The 18077-nt window shown below is 72.5% G+C and carries 16 protein-coding genes; 6 read left to right on the top strand and 10 right to left on the bottom strand.

The genetic code is table 11. From position 1 onward, the window contains the following. Window positions 1-13: 13 nt before the first annotated feature. Together EV187_RS04950 and EV187_RS04955 are read right to left on the bottom strand one after the other, a co-directional pair. Window positions 14-640, bottom strand: coding sequence for a DUF937 domain-containing protein (locus tag EV187_RS04950; protein WP_130351859.1), 627 nt, complete (start codon window positions 638-640; stop codon window positions 14-16). A 117-nt stretch (window positions 641-757) separates the two neighbouring features. Beyond that, window positions 758-1372 (bottom strand): TetR/AcrR family transcriptional regulator, encoded by a 615-nt coding sequence (locus EV187_RS04955; protein WP_130351860.1) that lies wholly within the window; start codon window positions 1370-1372, stop codon window positions 758-760. A gap of 136 nt (window positions 1373-1508) precedes the next feature. On the opposite strand from EV187_RS04955, the gene EV187_RS04960 reads away from it, so the two are divergent. The 4 genes from EV187_RS04960 (at window position 1509) to EV187_RS04975 (ending at window position 5986) form a co-directional block, all read left to right on the top strand. After that, window positions 1509-2744 (top strand): MFS transporter, encoded by a 1236-nt coding sequence (locus EV187_RS04960; protein ID WP_130351861.1) that lies wholly within the window; start codon window positions 1509-1511, stop codon window positions 2742-2744. Next, complete coding sequence (locus EV187_RS04965) at window positions 2741-4423, top strand: amidohydrolase (protein ID WP_130351862.1); 1683 nt, start codon at window positions 2741-2743, stop codon at window positions 4421-4423. The genes EV187_RS04960 and EV187_RS04965 overlap by 4 nt, the downstream gene beginning before the upstream one ends. Window positions 4424-4974: 551 nt before the next feature. Continuing rightward, a complete protein-coding gene (locus EV187_RS04970) occupies window positions 4975-5334 on the top strand; it encodes an ArsR/SmtB family transcription factor (protein ID WP_130351863.1) in 360 nt (119 codons plus the stop codon). 1 nt (window position 5335) lies between these two features. Continuing rightward, window positions 5336-5986 carry an SRPBCC family protein gene (locus EV187_RS04975; protein ID WP_130351864.1) on the top strand — a complete coding sequence of 217 codons (651 nt, stop codon included), beginning with the start codon at window positions 5336-5338 and terminating at the stop codon, window positions 5984-5986. Window positions 5987-5993: 7 nt separating this feature from the next. On the opposite strand, the gene EV187_RS04980 is transcribed toward EV187_RS04975, so the two are convergent. Continuing rightward, window positions 5994-6659 (bottom strand): LuxR C-terminal-related transcriptional regulator, encoded by a 666-nt coding sequence (locus tag EV187_RS04980; RefSeq protein WP_130351865.1) that lies wholly within the window; start codon window positions 6657-6659, stop codon window positions 5994-5996. Further along, entirely contained in the window at window positions 6652-7842 is a 1191-nt protein-coding gene (locus EV187_RS04985) for an ATP-binding protein (protein ID WP_130351866.1), read from the bottom strand. The genes EV187_RS04980 and EV187_RS04985 overlap by 8 nt, the downstream gene beginning before the upstream one ends. Before the next feature lie 114 nt (window positions 7843-7956). Here EV187_RS04985 and EV187_RS04990 point away from each other — a divergent pair, with 114 nt between their 5' ends. Both EV187_RS04990 and EV187_RS04995 read left to right on the top strand, forming a co-directional pair. Continuing rightward, window positions 7957-9525: a PspC domain-containing protein gene (locus EV187_RS04990; RefSeq protein WP_165391105.1), complete on the top strand. Its 1569-nt coding sequence runs from the start codon at window positions 7957-7959 to the stop codon at window positions 9523-9525. Then, window positions 9522-9845: a hypothetical protein gene (locus tag EV187_RS04995; protein ID WP_130351868.1), complete on the top strand. Its 324-nt coding sequence runs from the start codon at window positions 9522-9524 to the stop codon at window positions 9843-9845. The genes EV187_RS04990 and EV187_RS04995 overlap by 4 nt, the downstream gene beginning before the upstream one ends. Window positions 9846-9939: 94 nt before the next feature. On the opposite strand, the gene EV187_RS05000 is transcribed toward EV187_RS04995, so the two are convergent. From EV187_RS05000 to gabT, 6 genes are all read right to left on the bottom strand, one after another. Continuing rightward, entirely contained in the window at window positions 9940-11493 is a 1554-nt protein-coding gene (locus tag EV187_RS05000; RefSeq protein ID WP_130351869.1) for an APC family permease, read from the bottom strand. A gap of 11 nt (window positions 11494-11504) precedes the next feature. Then, the gene (locus EV187_RS05005; RefSeq protein ID WP_130351870.1) at window positions 11505-12407 is read right to left on the bottom strand and encodes a universal stress protein; all 903 of its coding nucleotides are present in this window, start codon (window positions 12405-12407) and stop codon (window positions 11505-11507) included. Then, complete coding sequence (locus EV187_RS05010; protein WP_130351871.1) at window positions 12404-13768, bottom strand: flavin monoamine oxidase family protein; 1365 nt, start codon at window positions 13766-13768, stop codon at window positions 12404-12406. Before EV187_RS05010 ends, EV187_RS05005 begins: the two co-directional genes overlap by 4 nt. A gap of 71 nt (window positions 13769-13839) precedes the next feature. Continuing rightward, window positions 13840-15318, bottom strand: a complete 1479-nt coding sequence (locus EV187_RS05015) for an NAD-dependent succinate-semialdehyde dehydrogenase (RefSeq protein ID WP_130351872.1) — start codon at window positions 15316-15318, stop codon at window positions 13840-13842. A 47-nt stretch (window positions 15319-15365) separates the two neighbouring features. Then, window positions 15366-16676 (bottom strand): Glu/Leu/Phe/Val family dehydrogenase, encoded by a 1311-nt coding sequence (locus EV187_RS05020; RefSeq protein ID WP_130351873.1) that lies wholly within the window; start codon window positions 16674-16676, stop codon window positions 15366-15368. After that, window positions 16673-18031: a 4-aminobutyrate--2-oxoglutarate transaminase gene (gabT, locus tag EV187_RS05025; protein WP_130351874.1), complete on the bottom strand. Its 1359-nt coding sequence runs from the start codon at window positions 18029-18031 to the stop codon at window positions 16673-16675. Before gabT ends, EV187_RS05020 begins: the two co-directional genes overlap by 4 nt. Window positions 18032-18077: the final 46 nt, after the last annotated feature.

An 18077-nucleotide genomic window follows, 5' to 3' on the forward strand; every position in this document is an offset into this window, starting at 1 on the left:
CACGCCACGCGTCTCAGCGCTTGCCGCCGCCGAGGAGCCCGCCCAGCAGGTCACCGAGGCCGCCGCCGGAGCCGCCGGAGCCCCGGCCGCCGAGCAGGCCGCCGAGCACGTCGCCCAGGCCGCCGCCTCCGCCCGATCCGCCCGAGCCCGAGCCGCCGCCGAGGAGCCCGCCGAGCACGTCGCCGATGCCGCCGCCGCCACCGCCGCCCGAGGCCTCCCCCGCGGGCTCCGAGCCCTCCTGCTTCTTCGAGAACTGCTTCGCGAGGAACGCGAGCACGATCGGCGCGAGGATCGGCAGGAGCTTGCCGATGAGGTCGCCGGCCCCGCCCTCCTTCTTGTCGAGGGCGGTGACGACCTGGTCGGTCTTGTCGCCGAAGACGTTCCTCACGATCTTGCGGCCGTCCTCCTCGTCGACGTCGGCGAGGTTCACTCCGCCCTCGACGAGCGACGGGTCGTGCGACTTCACCGCGCGCTCGAGCGACGCGGCGCCCGCCGGGTCCGTGGCGTTGGCGCCCATGCCGGCGAGGAGGGCGGGCAGGGCGTCGTCGACGGCCTTCCTCGCGGTCGCCTCGTCGACGCCGAGCTTCGCGGCGATGTCGCCGATCGGAAGGTCGGCGACGATCTCGTCGATACCAGCCATTGCGGATTCCCCATTCCCGCGTCCGCCGTCGGACGCCCGCGTTCACGCTAGCGGGGCCGGTGACCCATGCGGAAGGGCTGGACCATGGGACCGCGGCCGGCCCACGTCCCGCCGCGCTCAGTCGTTCTCGTAGCGGGCGAGGCGGAGGCGCAGGCCGTCGAGCAGCATCTCGAGGCCCGCCTCGAACGCCCGGTCGCTGCGCGCGGCGCCGCGCGGGGACCCCTCGACGAGTCGGCCGAGCGCCCGGGTCGGGGTCTCGGGTCGCCAGATCTCGTCGGGCGACGCGAGGTCGAGGCCGAACCCGATCGAGAAGGCGTCGATGATCGCCACGACCTCGAGCACGTCGTCATCGGGGAATCCCGCATCGGCCAGCGCGCTGGCGAGACGGTCGTAGCTCGCGATGACGGTCGGGTCGGTGATCGTCTTGCCCACGATGAGCGGGATGAGGAACGGATGCTCCGCGTACATCCGCCGCTCGGCGCGCAGCATGGCGGCCACGACCTCGTCCCACGTGCCGGTGAACGACTCCGACATGTACTGCTCCCCGAGCCGGCCGCGCATGAGCTCGATGATCTCGTCGCGCCCCGCGACGTGGTTGTAGAGCGACGAGGGGGTCACGCCGAGCCTGCGCGCGATCGCGTTGACGCCGAACGGGGCGCCCTCGTCGACCAGCGCCATCGCGGCATCCGCGATCCGGTCGGTCGACAGCAACGGGGTCCTCGGCCTCGGCATCGGCGCCTCCTTCGTCCACGTCAGCCTACGGGTCTCGAAATTGCCTCTTCCCGAATCCGCCTCACGTCTGCATAATAAACGAATACTATTCGTTTAGCTCGTGCACACCGTCGTGTCGAACCCCCGGAGGTCCCCCGTGTCCCACTCCCTCCCGTCCGTCCGCATCCCGCTGCGGCTGCCCAGTGCCGTTGCCACGTTCGGGATCGGCATCGCCGGCTACCTCGGCGTCAACCTCTCGCCCTACATGATCGCCGCGGCGCAGTCCGCGCTGGGGGTCGACGTGCTCACGGCGAACTGGCTCATCACCGGCGCGCTGCTGCTCACCGCGCTGACCGGCCTCGCCACCGCGAAGCTGAGTGCCGGGCCGCACCGGCTGCTCGTGGCGCGCGTCGGACTCGTGGTCGCCGCCGCGGGCTTCGGCGCCGCGGCCCTCGTTCCCACGCCCGGGGTCGTCGTGGCCGGCCTGCTCGTCGGCGGCATCGGCGCGGGCGGTGCGGTCTCGTCGTCGGGCGCCGCGCTCGCGGCCTTCGTCAACCCCGACCGGGTGTCGGGGTTCAGCGGCCTGGCGAATCGCGCCGTCGTCACCGTCATCCTGGCGCTGGTCCCGCTGCTGCCGCTCGTGCCGATCAGCGTGTTCGGCACGCTGGCGCTGTTCTCGCTGGCGGTGCTGTTCACGTCGGCGTGGCTGCCGTCGGCACCCGTCGTCGACCATGCCGCCGCACCGGCCGCGGATGCCGCGCCATCCGGCCTCGTCGCCCGTCGCCCCCACCGCGCCGAGACGATCGCGGGCTTCGCGCTGCTCGTGACCTTCGCCCTCTGGGCGGTGAGCGAGGACTCGCTCTGGGCCATGGCCGGCGTCATGGGCGCCGACCAGGCGGGCCTCACGCCCGAGGGCCTCGGCATCGCGCTGAGCGGTGCGACCGCGGGCGGCATCGTCGGCGCGATCCTGCTCATGATCGTCGGCGACCGGCTCGGCCGTGCCGTGCCGCTCGCGGTCCTGCTCGTCGCCGGCGGCGCGCTGAAGATCGTCGAGGGCTTCGTGACCGATCCGACCGTGTTCATCGTGGTCTTCATCACGTGGAACACGCTGTACGCGATCGCGTTCTTCTACTTCGTCGCGACCGCCGCCGCCCTCGACGCCGACGGCCGCTGGTCGGGGCCGCTCCTCGCGGTGTACCTCGTCGGCTCGAGCCTCACGCCCGTGATCGGGGCGGCGCTCGTCGAGGCGCTCGGCTATCAGGGCTTCGTCGTCGTGCTCGGCGTCGCGAGCTTCGTCCTGGCGGTGCCCGCGTTCCTCGTCGCGCGCATCTCCAGCCGGCTCCAGCGCACCGAGGAACCGGCGCCCGTCGTCGCCGAGGAGGTGGCCGCATGACCCGCACCCGCTATGCGAACGCCCGCGTCTTCACCGCCGACGAGCCCGCCTGGGCCGAGGCGATCGTCACCGACGGCGGACGCATCGCGTTCGTCGGCTCCGACGCCGAGGCCGCCGTGCGGGCGGGATCGGATGCCGCGGTCGTCGACCTCGGCGGCCGAGTGGTCGTGCCCGGCTTCATCGACGCCCACACGCACCTCGTGATGATGGGCGAGGCGCTCGGCAAGGTCGGCCTCACCGATGCGCGCTCGCTGCCCGAGATCCAGGATCGACTGCGCGCGGCGCGCGACGCCGACCCGGGCGCGCCGCGTCTGCTCGGGCGGGGGTGGCTGTTCGACTCCGTGCCGGGCGGGGCGCCCACGGCCGCGATGATCGACGCCGTCGTCGCCGACGTGCCCGTGTACCTCGACGCGAACGACTACCACTCGGTGTGGGTGAACACGGCCGCCCTGCGCGAGCTCGGGATCGACCGCGAGACCCCCGATCCCCTCGGCGGACGCATCGGCCGCGGCGCCGACGCGGAGCCCGACGGCATGCTCTACGAGACGGCGGCGCAGCAGCACGTGTGGACGCTGCTCGCCGACGTCGCCACCGACGCCGACCGCGATGCGGCCGTCGAGCGCACGATCGCGGCCTACCTCGCGACGGGCGTCACGGGCGTGGTGGACATGGCGTTCGACGAGCTCGGTCTCGCAGCGTTCGATCGCGCCGCGCAGCGCCGCGGCGGCACGCTGCCGATCCGGCTGCTCGCGCACTGGTTCGTCGCGAACACCGGCGACGACGAGCAGAACCTCGCCCAGCTCGTTCGCGCCGTGGAGCTCGCCGGCGAGCACCGGCGGTGGCTCAGGGTCGCGGGCATCAAGCTCGTGCTCGACGGCGTGATCGACGCGTGCACCGCCGCAATGCGGCATCCGTACGGCGACGGCTCGAACGCCGAGCCGATCTGGCCCCTCGAGCGGTTGCGGCCCGTGGTGGCGGCTGCCGACGCCGCCGGACTGCAGGTCGCGATGCACGCGATCGGCGATCTCGCGAGCGACGTCGCGCTCGACGCCCTCGAGCATGCGCACGCCGTGAACGGCGAGCGCCCGCGCCGCCACCGCATCGAGCACCTCGAGTACGCCGCACCCGAAACGGCCGATCGCATGGCCGCGCTGGGCGTCACGGCGTCGATGCAGCCCGTGCACGCCGACCCGGCGATCTGGGCGAACTGGGCCGCGATGCTCGGCGACGAGCGCGCCGACCGCGGCTTCGCGTGGACCGAGTTCCGCGACGCGGGTGCGCTCCTGGCGTTCTCGACGGATGCCCCGACCGCCCCGCACGAGGCGCTGCCGAACTTGTACGTCGCGGCCACGCGCCGCTCGGCGCTCGACGGCTCGTTCGGGGCGAACCACCCCGAGTACGCCGTGCCGCTCGCCGACGCGTTCGCGCACGCCACGCGCGACGCGGCCGCCAGCTGCCTCGAGGAGGACGAGCGCGGCCGCATCGCGCCGGGCCTCGCCGCCGACTTCGCCGTGCTCGACCGGGACCCGTTCACCGAGGGCGCCGACGTGCTGCTCGAGGCGCGTGTCGTGCGCACGGTCGTCGCGGGGCGCACGGCGTACGAGGTCGACACGGACACGCACGCCGGCGACGCGGACGAGCACGCGGGCGACGCGGACGCCGAGTCATCCGCCGCCTGACGCGAACCCGACGACGATGCGCCCCAGCCACTCCTGAAACCAAGGACGACGAAGCGCCCCAGCCACTCCTGAAACCAAGGACAACGAAGCGCCCCAGCCACTCCTGAAACCAAGGACAACGAAGCGCCCCAGCCACTCCTGAAACCAAGGACGGGAGCGCCCCAGCCACTCCTGAAACCAAGGACGGGAGCGCAGCACGTCCTCTGTCCTTGCTTTCAGGAGTTCTGTCCTTAGCTTTCAGGAGTTCTGTCCTTACTTTCAGGAGTCGCGGAGGCCGGAGCACTTTCAGAAGTCGCGGAGGCCGGAGCACTGCGGCTTCCAGGAGTCGCGGAGCCGGGGGCGGCTTCCGGGAGTCGCCGAGGCCGGAGCGGCGTCCAGGAGTCGCGGAGCCGGGGGCGGCTTCCCGGAGTCTCGGAGGCCGGGCCGGCTTCGGGAGTCGCGGAGATCGGAGCGGGTTTCGCGAGGCCGCAGCGGCCGTCGGCCATTCCATCCTGAGATTCTCGCTCTTTTTCAGGGTTGACTTATATAAGCAGTCGGTGAAGGATGGGGACGTGCACGCGCTCGACATCCTCGGCGATCCAGTGCGGCGACGCATCGTCGAGCTGCTGGCCGACGGCGAGCTCGCCGCCGGCGAGGTCGGGCGTGCCGTGCAGCGGGAGTTCGGCATCACGCAGCCCGCAGTCTCACAGCACCTGAAGGTGCTGCGCGAGGCGGGGTTCGCGTCGGTGCGGTCGCAGGGCACGCGCCGCCTCTACGCGCTGGAGCCCGAGCCCATCGCCGAGGCGGCCGAGTGGTTCACGCCGTTCGAGCGCTTCTGGCGCCCGCGGCTCGATGCCCTCGGCACCGAGCTCGCCCGCTCCGCACGTGCACGACGCATCGCCGCCCGATCCGAATCGAACGAGGAGACCTGAGATGGACATCGACGCCCAGCTCGATGCCGTGGACCGCGGTATCGCGACCGGCACCCGCGAGGGAGCCGACACCTACGTGCAGACCGTCGCGCAGACGTTCCCCGCCGCGATCGACGACGTGTGGGATGCCCTCACCTCGGCCGAGCGCCTCCCCCGCTGGTTCCTGCCGGTGAGCGGCGACCTCCGCCTCGGCGGCCGCTACGCGATCGAGGGGAACGCCAGCGGCACGGTCGAGTCCTGCGACGCGCCGAGCTCATTCGGGGTCACGTGGGAGTTCGGCGGCGGCACCACCTGGCTCACCGTGCGCCTCACCGATGCCGGCGCGGGGCGCACTCGCGTCGAGCTCGAGCACGTCGCTCCGAGCGCCGATGTCGGCGTCGAGATGTGGGAGCAGTTCGGCCCCGCGGCGACGGGCATCGGCTGGGACCAGACGCTGCTCGGGCTCGCGCAGCACCTCACGACCGGCGAGGTGAAGCCGGAGAACGCGCAGGAGTGGCTCGCCGGCGAGGAGGGCATCGGCTTCATGCGCGGCAGCGCCGACCGGTGGGCGGCCGCGCACGTCGCGATGGGGGCCGATCCCGACGTCGCCCGGGCGGCGGCCGACACCACGTTCGCGGCGTACACGGGCGCAGCGCCGGCCCCGATGGACTGAGCGCCGGTCAGAGCAGGCGGCGGGCCGTCGCCCACGCGGTGAGCTCGTGCCGCGACGAGAGCTGCAGCTTCCGGAGCACGCTCGACACGTGCGACTCGACCGTCTTCGCCGAGATGAACAACGTCGCCGCGACCTCCTTGTAGGCGTACCCGCGTGCGATGAGCCGCATGACCTCCTGCTCGCGCGCCGAGAGCCGGTCGAGCTCGTCGTCCGCGGCGGCCGTCTCCCCCACGGCGGCGCCGAACGCGTCGAGCACGAACCCGGCGAGGCGGGGCGAGAAGACCGCGTCACCGCCGGCCACGGCCTGCACCGCGCGACTCACCTCGGCGCCCGACGCGCCCTTCGTGATGTACCCGCGGGCGCCCGCACGGATGACCCCGACGACGTCCTCGGCCTTGTCCGACACGCTCAGCGCGAGGAACCGCGTCGACGGCACCTCGGATGCCACGCGCCGCAGCACCTCGGCGCCGCCCGAGACCGAGGCATCCGAGCCGCCGGGCAGGTGCACGTCGAGCAGCACGACATGTGGGCGCGTCGCGGCGATCACGGCGACCGCCGACGGGACATCCGCCGCCTCGCCGACGACCTCGATCGAGCGGTCGAGGTCGGCGCGCAGGCCCGACCGGAAGATCGAGTGGTCATCGACCACGACCACGGTGAGCGTGTCAGCCATGCTCAACCCTCGTCTCGAATCGCAGGTGCACCTCGGTGCCCTCGCCGCCCGCGCCGGCACGGACGGTCGCGCTGCCGCCGGCGCGGCGCATCCGCCCGATGATCGACTCGCGCACGCCGAGCCGGCCCGGCGCCACCTTCGCCGGGTCGAATCCGGGGCCGCGGTCGCGGACGTACACGTCGACCGCGCGGGCCGAACCCTCGAGGTACACCGACACCTCGCCGCCTGCGTGTCGGGCCGCATTGAGCATCGCCTCGCGCGCGGCCGCGGCCAGCTCGCCGCTGGCCCGCTCGTCCGACATGCCGACCGCGACGACGTCGATGCGCACCGGGTAATCGAGCTCGAGCGCGGCCGCGAAGTCGCGCAGGTCGGTCGCGAGGTCGCTGTCGGCGAGGGCATCCCCGTCGTGCAGCCAGCTGCGCAACTCGCGCTCCTGGGCGCGCGCGAGCCGCCCGGCCTCGCTCGACGCGCCGGCGCGGTTCTGGATCAGCGCGAGCGTCTGCAGCACGGAGTCGTGCAGGTGCGCGGCCATGGCGCTGCGCTGCTCGTCGCGGATGCGCCGCACGCGTTCGCCCTCGAGGTCGCGCCAGAGCTTGACGAGTGCGGGAAGGTACACCAGGCCGATGCCGAGCAGCGCGCCGAACGCGGCCAGCACCGCGATGACTGGCCACGCCCGCGCCGCGGGCCCCAGCACGAGCACGACCGCCAGCAGCGCGAGCACGGCGGTCAGGGCCGCGCGGACCCAGACCTCGAGGCGCCTCCCGCGTGCGGGGTCCGGCCGGTCGATGAAGCTCACCCACGCTCCCGCGCCCGCGGCGAGCAGCACGGCGAGCGCGGCGGGCACGAGCCAGTCGGGCGCGTTGCCATCGGCCGGGCCGTCGTCGAGGATCGCGAGCAGGATGGCGAGGATCGCGGCGCCGAGCGCGCCGGCCGTGGCCACGATCGCCACGGGCGCGCGCCGCACGACGCGGTCGTCGGGACCGAGCGGCTCCGCCCACGGCGTGAACGCCCACAGCCACGCGTAGAGCAGCGCGCCCGCGCCGGCGAGGAGCGCGGTCACCGCGAACGCCACCCGCACGGCCTGCACGGGCCATCCGAGGTGGTCGGCGAGCCCGCCCGCGACGCCCGCGACGAGGCAGTCGCGACGACGCACGAGCGCTGGGGCCGCCGGTGCCGTGGTCATGCTCCGATCCAAGCAGACCAACGGATGCCCCGACACGGCCGAGCCCGGGAATCAGGGTCGCATCAGGGAGGTTCCGGATGGTCCGCCGCACGGTCCGAGCGGAAGGATCGAGCCATGACCTCGACCTCGACCCCGCCCGCCACGGGCGAACCCGGCGGCGCACCCGGCGACGCCCCCGCCGGCGCCACCGCCCCACCCCCCTCCGACGACCGCTTCTTCGCGTGGCTGCGCTCGCTCGGCGTGCCGCGCCGACCGGGTTGGATCGGCGGCGTCGCCGCCGGGATCGCCGCGCGGATCGGCATCGACCCGATCATCGTGCGGGGCGTCCTCGTCGTCGTCGCGCTGTTCCTCCCGCTGGCGTTCCTGGCCTACGGCGCCGCGTGGCTGCTGCTGCCCGACGCGACCGGCCGGATCCACCTCGAATCGATGCTGCGCGGCGTGTTCGACAGCGCGCTCGTCGGCATCGCGGCCTTCGTGCTCGTCGGCCTCCTCGGCTTCGGCGGACCGTGGTGGTTCGGCGGCTGGAGCTGGGACCCCGACGAATGGTTCGGGCCGTTCCGATGGATCGGCGTGCTCTGGCTCATGCTCGTGCTCGCCGGCGTCGTCACCCTCATCGTCTGGCTCGCGCGGCGCGCCTCGCCCACGGCGGCCGTCCCGTCGGATGCCACGGCCACGGTGCCGTCCGCATCGGCGGGGACCGCCCCGACGGGCGCCTCCGCGGCGACCAACTCCGCGGCCGCCGCCAGCGCAGCGACCATCCCCATGCCGAGCGCCGCCCCGGCCACCGAGCCCGTGGCACCTCCGCCGCCGGCGAGCGCACACCACGGCAGCGACGACTACGCCGCCTGGAAGGTGCAGCACGACGCCTGGCGTGCGGAGCACGACGCCTGGCGGCGCGGTCAGGACGAGGCGAACCGCGCGGCCCGCGCGCAGCTCGCCGCGGAGAACCGGGCCCGCGCGCTCGAGTTCCAGGCGCAGGCCGAGGAGGCCCGACGCATCCGCCGGCTCACCCGTCCGCGAACGAGCTTCGCGTACGTCGTCGCCACGCTCGGCGCGGCCCTGGTCGCGGGAGCGATCGCGTCGATGGCCGCGCTCGGCTCGGCCCAGCCGGCGCCCCAGGCCGTGACCATCGGGCTCGCGGTGAGCGCGATCGTGACCGCGCTCGCGATGGTGCTCGCCGGGTCGCTCCGGCGCCGCAGCGGCTTCCTCGCATTCGTGACGATCGTGCTGCTGCTCTCGACGCTCGTCACGGCCGTCGTCCCTCCGGCTCCCCGGCTCGTGCTGGGCGGCGTCGCCGAGTCGGCTCGCACGACGAGCATCGTGCAGCCGATCGGCGCAGTCAGCCTCACGGTCGACGACCAGGTCGCCGGAGCGGCCGCACCGGTCGAGTGGACGCTCGCCCAGGGCGTCGGATCCGTCTCGATCGACCTGCACGACGGAGCGCGAGTGGCACTGGTCGTCAGGTGCGCCGAGTGCACGGTCACGCACGCCCGCTTCGACGCCGACGGCGACTGGTCGGTCGTCGACGAGGTCGACCTCGGGGCCGGTCAGACCACCGCCCGATGGAGCGACGAGATCGGCCCCGGCCTGGAGGCCGGCGAGGTCGACGCAGTGATCCGCATCCAGGCCATCACCACCGAGGTCACCGTGACCGAATTCGAGCCGGAGGAGAACCGACCATGAACGACGACACGACCGAGCCTCGGGGCTTCGACGAGGCGCTGCGGCCGGAGCCATCCGTCGCTCCGGTCCGGCCCGACCCCGCCGAGCTCGGGCCGCGCATCCGCTGGGCCGGGATCATCTGGGGCCTGGTCTTCGCGGCGATCGCCGCGATCGTGCTGTGGATCGTGCTCGATCCCGCCCGCATCGAGCTCGTCGCGGACTGGTGGGCGACGCTCACGCCCGCCGGCCTGTGGCTCACCGTCCTGCTCGTGCTCGGCGGCCTGCTGCTCATCGCGGGGCTGTCGGGCCTGGCCCGACGGGGCGACCGCGGGGCGCCCTGACCGTCCGCGGCATCCGCTCGTACGACAGAACCGCCCCCGGTGTCGCGGGGGCGGTTCTGCGTTCCCAGCCGGGCGGGGGCCGATCGGCTGGAGGTCAGTCCTCGGCGGCCGCCCGCGAGAGGGTCTCGCCGCGGAAGAACGCGGGGCGCTTCCACGCCTGCCAGAGCATGATCGCGACGCCCGACAGCAGCACCACCATGCCGAGCACGAAGACGAGGCCGACGCCGAAGATGTTCGAGCCGCTGCCGTAGTCGGGGTTCATGCTGTCGATGAGCGTGGTGAAGAACAGCACGCCGAGGATCACGCCGCCGACGAGCGGGAACAGCAGGGTGAAGAAGAAGTTCCGCACCGAGCGCCACCAGATCCGGCGGAAGAACCACACGCACGCGAACGCGGTGATGCCGTAGTAGAAGCAGATCATCATGCCGAGCGCGGTGATCGTGTCCCACAGCACGTCCTCGCTCAGGAAGCGCATGACGGCGTAGAACACCGACGCCACGACGGCCGACACGATGGTCGCGTAGCCCGGCGTGAAGAACCGCGGGCTCACCTTCGCGAACTTCTCGGGGAGCGCCCCGTAGTGGCCCATCGCGAGCAGCGTGCGCGCGGGCGACACGAACGTCGACTGCAGCGAGGACGCGGAGCTCGTGAGCACCGCGAGCGAGACGAGCACCGCGAGCGGGCCGAGGATCGGGCCCGCGAGGTGGAAGAACACGTTGTCCTGGATGTCGGGGTTGCCCAGCCCGAACTCGCCGGTGCCGACGCCCGCGTAGGCGATGAGCGCGACGGCGATGAGCAGGTACAGCACCACGATGGTGACGACGGTGATGGTCGCCGCGCGGCCAGGGGTCTTCTCGGAGCCCTTCGTCTCCTCGTTCATGGTGAGCGTGACGTCCCAGCCCCAGAAGATGAAGATCGAGAGCGACAGGCCGGCGGCGAACGCCGAGAACGACTCCACGGCGAAGGGGTTGAACCACGACAACTCGATGGCGGTCGCGTCGAACGCGTTGCCGTTGGCGACCTCGACGAGGGCGGCCACCGCGAAGAGCACGAGCACGACGACCTGGAAGCCGACGAGCCAGTACTGCAGCTTCTGCGTCGTCTGCATGTCGCGGTACGACACCCACGTGGCGCCGAGCACGAACAGCAGGCAGACCGCCACGTTGATGAACGGGTTGGTCGCGAGGTCGGCGAGCTCCGGGTTGCCCGTGACCTGCGAGATCAGCAGGAACAGGAAGTCCACCGCGATCCCGGCGAGGTTCGACAGCACGAGGATCGTCGCCGCAACGAGGCCCCAGCCGGCGAGCCAGCCGATCCACGGACCGAACGCCCGGGTCGCCCAGGTGAAGGACGTGCCCGAGTCGGGCATGCGCCGGTTGAGCTCGCGATAGCCGAAGGCCACGAGGAGCATGGGGATGAAGCCCACGAGGATGATCGCCGGCACCTGCACGCCGACCTCGGAGACGGTCGGCCCGAGCGCCGCGGTGAGCGTGTAGGCGGGGGCGATGCACGAGATGCCGATGACGATCGCGCCGATGAGCCCGACCGAGCCGGCCGAGAGCCCCTTCTTCGTGATGCCGTGCTCGGAGCCGTCGACGGCGACGGTCGCCTCCGTCAGCGGGGCGTGTGGTTCTGGCTGGTGCGTCATCGCATCCTCTTTCAGGGGGTGGTGGTGCGCGGTACCACGATCATGGGCACCGGGAGTTCGCGCAGCATCTTCGCCGCGGTCGAACCGAGGAACAGGTGGCGGGGGGTCGCCAGGCGGCTCGAGCCGACGAGCACGACCTCGCCGTCGTGCCAGTCGAGGCCCTGTACGGCCTCCTCGACGGTGGCCCCGGTCGCGACCGTCGCGGTCGCGTCCAGGTAACCGGGAAGCTCGCGCCGTGCCGCGAGGAGCACCTCGTCGGCGTGCACGGTGCTGGTCAGCGCCGCCAGCCCCTCGTCGATGCCGGCGGGCAGGTCGATCGACACGAGCGAGACCAGCCGCAGCGGCGCGTGCGCGGCGACGGCGAAGCGAACGGATGCGTCGAGCAGCGCGTCCGCGCCGGGGCGCGTGCCGATCGCGGCGGTCACGCGCGTGACGCCCTGCGCGACGTGCACGTCGCGCGAGCCCACGGGCGCGAGGGCGACCGGCACGTCGGAGGAGTGCAGCAGCTCGTTCGCGACCGAGCCGATGCGCGAACGCCCGAGCAGTCCGCCGCGAGCGGCGCCGACGACGATGAGCGCCGCGCCGAACTCGTGGGCGGCCGCGATGAGTCCCTCGGCGAACGACTCCGCGTAGCGGATGTGCAGCAACTGGGCGACATCGAGGTCGTCGTCGTCGAGCGACTCGGATGCCTCGGCGAGCCACTCCCGCGACTGCTCCTTGAGGTACCGCTCGTACCCCGTGTCGGTGGGCACGATGCTGTTGTGCGCCTCGCTCGGCAGCACCATCACGACGTCGAGCAGGGCCTCGCTCGCCCGCGCGAGCCGGGTCGCCAGGGCGAGGGCGTCGGCGCCGGAGTCGTTCGCGGTGTACCCGACGACGATGCGTCGCGTCGGGGCATCCGTCGCGTCGCTCATGACGCGGCCAGGATCTCGTCGGCGACCTCGCGGCCGACCCGGATGGCGCCGTCGACGTGCTGGTAGCCCTTGCCCGCCATGTCGCTGCACGAGAAGTGGATGGGCCCGACCGGCGTGCGCAGGTCGGCGCCGTAGCGGGCGAGTCCGCCCATGTCGAAGCTCGCGGCGTAGGCGCCGCGCGTCCATTCCTCCGAGCCCCAGTCGCTCTCGTAGTAGACCACCGGATGCAGCGCCTGTTCGCCGTAGTAGTGCGACATCGACTCGAGGATCCGGGCCTTGCGCTCCTCGGCGCTCAGCGAGAAGACGCCGTCGGCCTCCTCGTCGGCGACGAAGCCCACGAGGGTGCCGCGCGGGTCCTCGTGGTTGGTGTTGTCGTAGGCCTCGTGCACGAGCTCGTAGGGGCTGAACGCGGTGCCCGACAGGCCCGCCTCGCGCCAGAACGGCGTCTCGTAGACGGCGTGCACCTTGATCACGAAGCCCATCGAGAGGTGCTGGTGCAGCTGCTGCTGGCGGCGGGGCAGCGGCGGGTCGTAGGAGATCCGGCTGATCAGGATCGGCGGGACCGCGAGGATCACGTGCCCGGCGTGCACCTCGAGGTCGTCGGTGACGGCCACGACGCCCCGCTCGGGGGCATCCGGGTGCCAGCGCAGCGTGCGCACGGCCTGGCCGAGCCGCACCGCGCCGCCGAGTCGCTCGGCGAGCAGCAGCGGCACCTGCTGGAGGCCGCCGACGACGCGACGGTCGAGGATGAAGTCGGCGTCGACGAGGTTCGAGAACGAGCCCGCGGATGCCGCCATGAGCAGGGCCTGCAGCGCGGAGAAGGCGTGGGCGGGCTTGGTGAGCATGGCGCCCGCGATGAACATGCCGATGTTCTCGCGCGCCTCCTCGTCGTCGGTCTGGGTCTCGAGCCAGTGCGCGAACGAGATCTCGTCGAGGTCCTTCGCCCGGGGGTGGTCCCACGGACGGTCGGGGTCGATCTGGGCCACGAGGGCGTCGAGCTTGTCGATCAGGGAGACGATCTCCTGCTCGGTCGCGGGGGGAACGGGGAAGATCTCACCCTCGAACCGCTTCAGCTCGCCGTCGGGGCCGATGTAGATGTTCACGCCCTCGCGGTAGCGCGGGTAGGTCTCGAGGCCGAGCTCGTCGAGGGTCTCGATGAGCGCGTCCTGGTCGGGCGACACCCACTGGCCGCCGATCTCGAGCATGGCGCCGTCGACGTCGTCGGTCCAGAGGCGGCCTCCGGCGCGGTCGCGGGCCTCGAGCACGACGACCGAGCGGCCGGCGTCCCTCAGCCGAGTTGCGGCGGTGAGGCCGGATGCCCCGGCGCCCACGATCACGACGTCGCAGTCGATGCGTTCCATGTCCCTTGCTTTCCTGTCGTCCCGATGTCATGCGAAAGGGGCGACGCGGATGCGCCGCCCCTCGCGCGCGCTCAGTTCACGGGGATGAGCGTGTACTTCGTGTCGAGGTACTCGTGGATGCCCTCGAAGCCGCCCTCGCGGCCGATGCCCGACTGCTTCACGCCGCCGAACGGCGCCGCCGCGTTGGAGACGAGGCCGGTGTTCAGGCCCATCATCCCGGTGGCGAGGCGCTCGATCATGCGGTGCCCACGGGCGAGGTCCTGGGTGAAGACGTAGGAGATGAGGCCGTACTCGGTGTCGTTCGCGAGCCGCACGGCCTCGTCCTCGTCGGCGAAGGTGGTGATGCCGAGCACCGGTCCGAAGATCTCCTCGGAGAGCAGCCGGCTGCCCGCCGCCACGCCCGCGAGCACGGTCGGCGCGTAGAACGTGCCGTCACCGTCGATGCGCCTGCCTCCGGTGAGCACCGTGGCCCCGCGCCCGACCGCGTCCTGCACGAGGTCGTCGGTGGATGCCACGGCCTTGTCGTCGATGAGCGGCCCGATGTTCACGCCGTCCTCGGTGCCGCGACCGACCTTCATGGCCTTCACGCGGTCGGCGACCCGCTTCGCGAACTCGTCGGCGACCGACTCGTGCACGAGGAATCGGTTCGCGGCGGTGCACGCCTGCCCGATGTTGCGGAACTTCGCGATCATCGCGCCGTCGACCGCCTTGTCGAGGTCGGCGTCGTCGAAGATGACGAACGGGGCGTTGCCGCCGAGCTCCATGCTGGTGCGCAGGATGCCCTGTGCCGCCTGCTGCATGAGGGCGCGGCCCACCTCGGTGGAGCCGGTGAAGCTGAGCTTGCGCAGCCGCGGGTCGGCGATGATCGGGCCCGAGACCTTCGACGACGTCGAGGTCGGGATGACGTTCACGACGCCCTTCGGCAGGCCGACCTCCTCGAGCAGCTGGGCGAACGCGATGGTCGTGAGCGGCGTGAGGGCCGGGGGCTTGATGACGACCGTGCACCCGGCGGCGAGCGCGGGCGCGATCTTGCGGGTGGCCATCGCCAGGGGGAAGTTCCACGGCGTGATGAAGAACGACGGGCCCACCGGGCGCTGCGACACGATCATGCGGCCGGTGCCCTCGGGGTTGAGCCCGTAGCGGCCCGTGATGCGCACGGCCTCCTCGCTGAACCAGCGGAGGAACTCGCCGCCGTAGGCGACCTCGCCGCGCGCCTCGGCGAGCGGCTTGCCCATCTCGAGCGTCATCAGGAGGGCGAAGTCCTCCTTGCGCTCCTGGAGCAGGTCGAACGCGCGGCGGAGCAGTTCGCCCCGCTCGCGCGGCGCCGTCGCGGCCCACGCGTCCTGCGCGGCCACGGCCGCGTCGAGCGCGCGGATGCCGTCGGCGACGGAGGCATCCGCGATCTCCTTGATGGTGCGGCCCGTCGACGGGTCGGCGACCGCGAGGGTCTTCCCGCCCTCGGCGGCCACCCATTCGCCACCGATGAAGAGCCCGTCGGCGACGCCGGCGAGGAGCGTGGATTCCGTGGTGTCCTGCAGGGTGTCGGTCATGCTGCGTGTTCCGTTTCGTGTGTGCCGGCGGGTGGGGAGATTCCCGGTCAGGGGTAGAGGCCGCGGAGGCGGTGCGCCTCGGCGACGCGTTCGACGGCGAGTGCCGTGGCGGCGGTGCGGAGCGAGAGGTCGCGGGCCTCGGCGTAGCCGAGCACGTGCTGCCAGGCGCTGAGCATCCGCTCCTCCAGTCTGGACTCCACCTCGTCGGCGCGCCACCAGTACGCCTGGTTGGCCTGCACCCACTCGAAGTAGGAGACGATCACGCCGCCGGCGTTCGCGAGGATGTCGGGCACCACGAGGATGCCGCGCTCGCGCAGGATGCGGTCGGCCGCCGGCGTGGTCGGGCCGTTGGCGCCCTCGACGATCACGCGGGCGAGCACGTCACCGGCGTTGCCGTCGTGCAGCACGCCCTCGACCGCTGCGGGCACGAGGAGGTCGACGTCCTGGGTGAGCAGGTCAGCGCCGTCGAGCTCCTCGCCGCCGGCGAATCCGACGACCGTGCCGGTGTCGCGCACGTGGTCGGTGAGCGCCTCGATGTCGAGGCCTCCGGTGTCGACCACGGCGCCGTACTGGTCGCTCACGGCGGTGACGCGCACGCCCGCGTCGGAGAGGAAGCGCGCGGCATCCGCGCCCACCTTGCCGAAGCCCTGCACCGCGGCGGTGGAGCGGGCCGGGTCGAGGCCTGCGTGCCGGAGCGCGGCGAGCGCGATGTGCGTGACGCCACGGCTGGTCGCGCTCGCCCGCCCCTGCGATCCGCCGAGCGAGATGGGCTTGCCGGTCACGATGCCGGGCACCGTGTAGCCGGAGTTCACGGAGTAGGTGTCCATGATCCAGGCCATCGTCTGCTCGTCGGTGCCGATGTCGGGCGCGGGGATGTCGCGCTCCGGGCCGATGATCGGCAGGATCTCGCTCGTGTAGCGGCGGGTCACGCGCTCGAGCTCGGCCATGGAGTGCTCGCGGGGGTCGATCGCCACGCCGCCCTTCGCACCGCCGTACGGCACGTCGAGCAGGGCGCACTTCCAGGTCATCCACATGGCGAGCGCCCGAACCTCGTCGAGGTTGACGTTCGGCGCGTAGCGCAGGCCGCCCTTCGCGGGGCCGCGCGAGAAGTTGTGCTGCACGCGGTGGCCGACGTAGAGCCGGCTCTCACCCGAGTCGAGCCGCAGGGGCACGGCCACCGTGAGCTCGCGGCGCGGGGTCGCGAGCATCTGGTGCAGGCCCGTCTCATACCCGAGAAGCCCGATCGCCTCGGCGAGCTGGGCGCGCGCGTCGGTCAACGGGGTGGCGATGTGGGAGTCGGATGCCGCGGCATCCGCGTGGGCGGTCGACCTCGTCGTCGCCGCGAGCACGTCGGTCATGCGTTCTTGAGTCCTTCCGCGACGACCGAGAGGCCGTCGATGAGCAGTTCGTCGGAGATGGTGAGCGGGGGGAGGAAGCGGATGACGTTGCCGTAGGTGCCGCACGTGAGCACGATCACGCCGTTCGCGTGGGCGTGCGCCGCGACCTTCGCGGTCAACGCGGAATCGGGAGCGCCGGAGGCGGGGTCGACGAGCTCGATGGCCACCATCGCGCCGCGGCCGCGCACGTCGCCGATGCGGGCGTCGGCGGTGCGGAGCGCGTTCAGGCGGCCGAGCAGCACGGAGCCGATCTGCTTCGCGCGCTCGATGAGGCCGTCCTGGTCGTACGCGTCGATCGCGGCGAGCGCGGCGGCGCAGGCGAGCGGGTTGCCTCCGTACGTGCCGCCGAGGCCGCCGGGCATGGCGGAGTCCATGATCTCGGCACGGCCGGTGACCGCGGAGAGCGGGAGTCCGCCCGCGATGCCCTTCGCGGTGACGACGAGGTCGGGCACGATGCCCTCGTGGTCGCTCGCGAACCAGGCCCCCGTGCGGCCGAATCCGGTCTGCACCTCGTCGGCGATGAACACCACGTCGTTGGCGCGGGCCCACTCGACGAGTGCCGGCAGGAAGCCCTGAGCGGGCACGATGAAGCCGCCCTCGCCCTGGATGGGCTCGATGATGATCGCGGCGAGGTTCTCGGCGCCGACCTGCTTCTCGATCTGCGTGATGGCGCGGGCCGCGGCCTCGACGCCCGAGAGGCCGCCGTCGCGGAAGGGGTAGCTGAGGGGTGCGCGGTACACCTCTGACGCGAACGGGCCGAAGCCGCTCTTGTAGGGGATGTTCTTCGCGGTCAGGCCCATGGTGAGGTTGGTGCGGCCGTGGTACGCGTGGTCGAACGCGACGACGGCCTGCTTCTTCGTGAAGTGGCGGGCGATCTTCACCGCGTTCTCGACGGCCTCGGCGCCCGAGTTGAAGAGGGCGGAGCGCTTGACGTGGTCGCCTGGAGTGAGCTGGTTGAGCTTTTCGGCGACGTCGACGTAGCCGTCGTACGGCGCGACGGTGAAGCAGGTGTGGGTGAAGGCGTTGAGCTGCGCGGCGACCGCCTCGACGATGCGGGGGTTCGCGTTGCCGACGCCCGTGACGGCGATGCCCGAGCCCAGGTCGATGAGCGAGTTGCCGTCGGCGTCCACGACGACGCCGCCGCCGGCGGCGACCACCGAGACGGGGATCGTCGTGCCGACGCCCGCGGCGACGGCCTCGGCCTTGCGCGCCATGAGCTCCTGCGAGCGCTGGCCGGGGATGGCGGTGACGAGGCGGCGCTCCTGGGCGAGGGCCGGTCCTCCGGCGACGGTGGCCGGGGTGTCGACGAGGGTCATGGCTGCTCCGATGCAAGGTGACGACGGTGGCGGATGCCGCCCATGC

Source organism: Agromyces ramosus, assembly GCF_004216665.1.
Lineage (GTDB): Bacteria > Actinomycetota > Actinomycetes > Actinomycetales > Microbacteriaceae > Agromyces > Agromyces ramosus.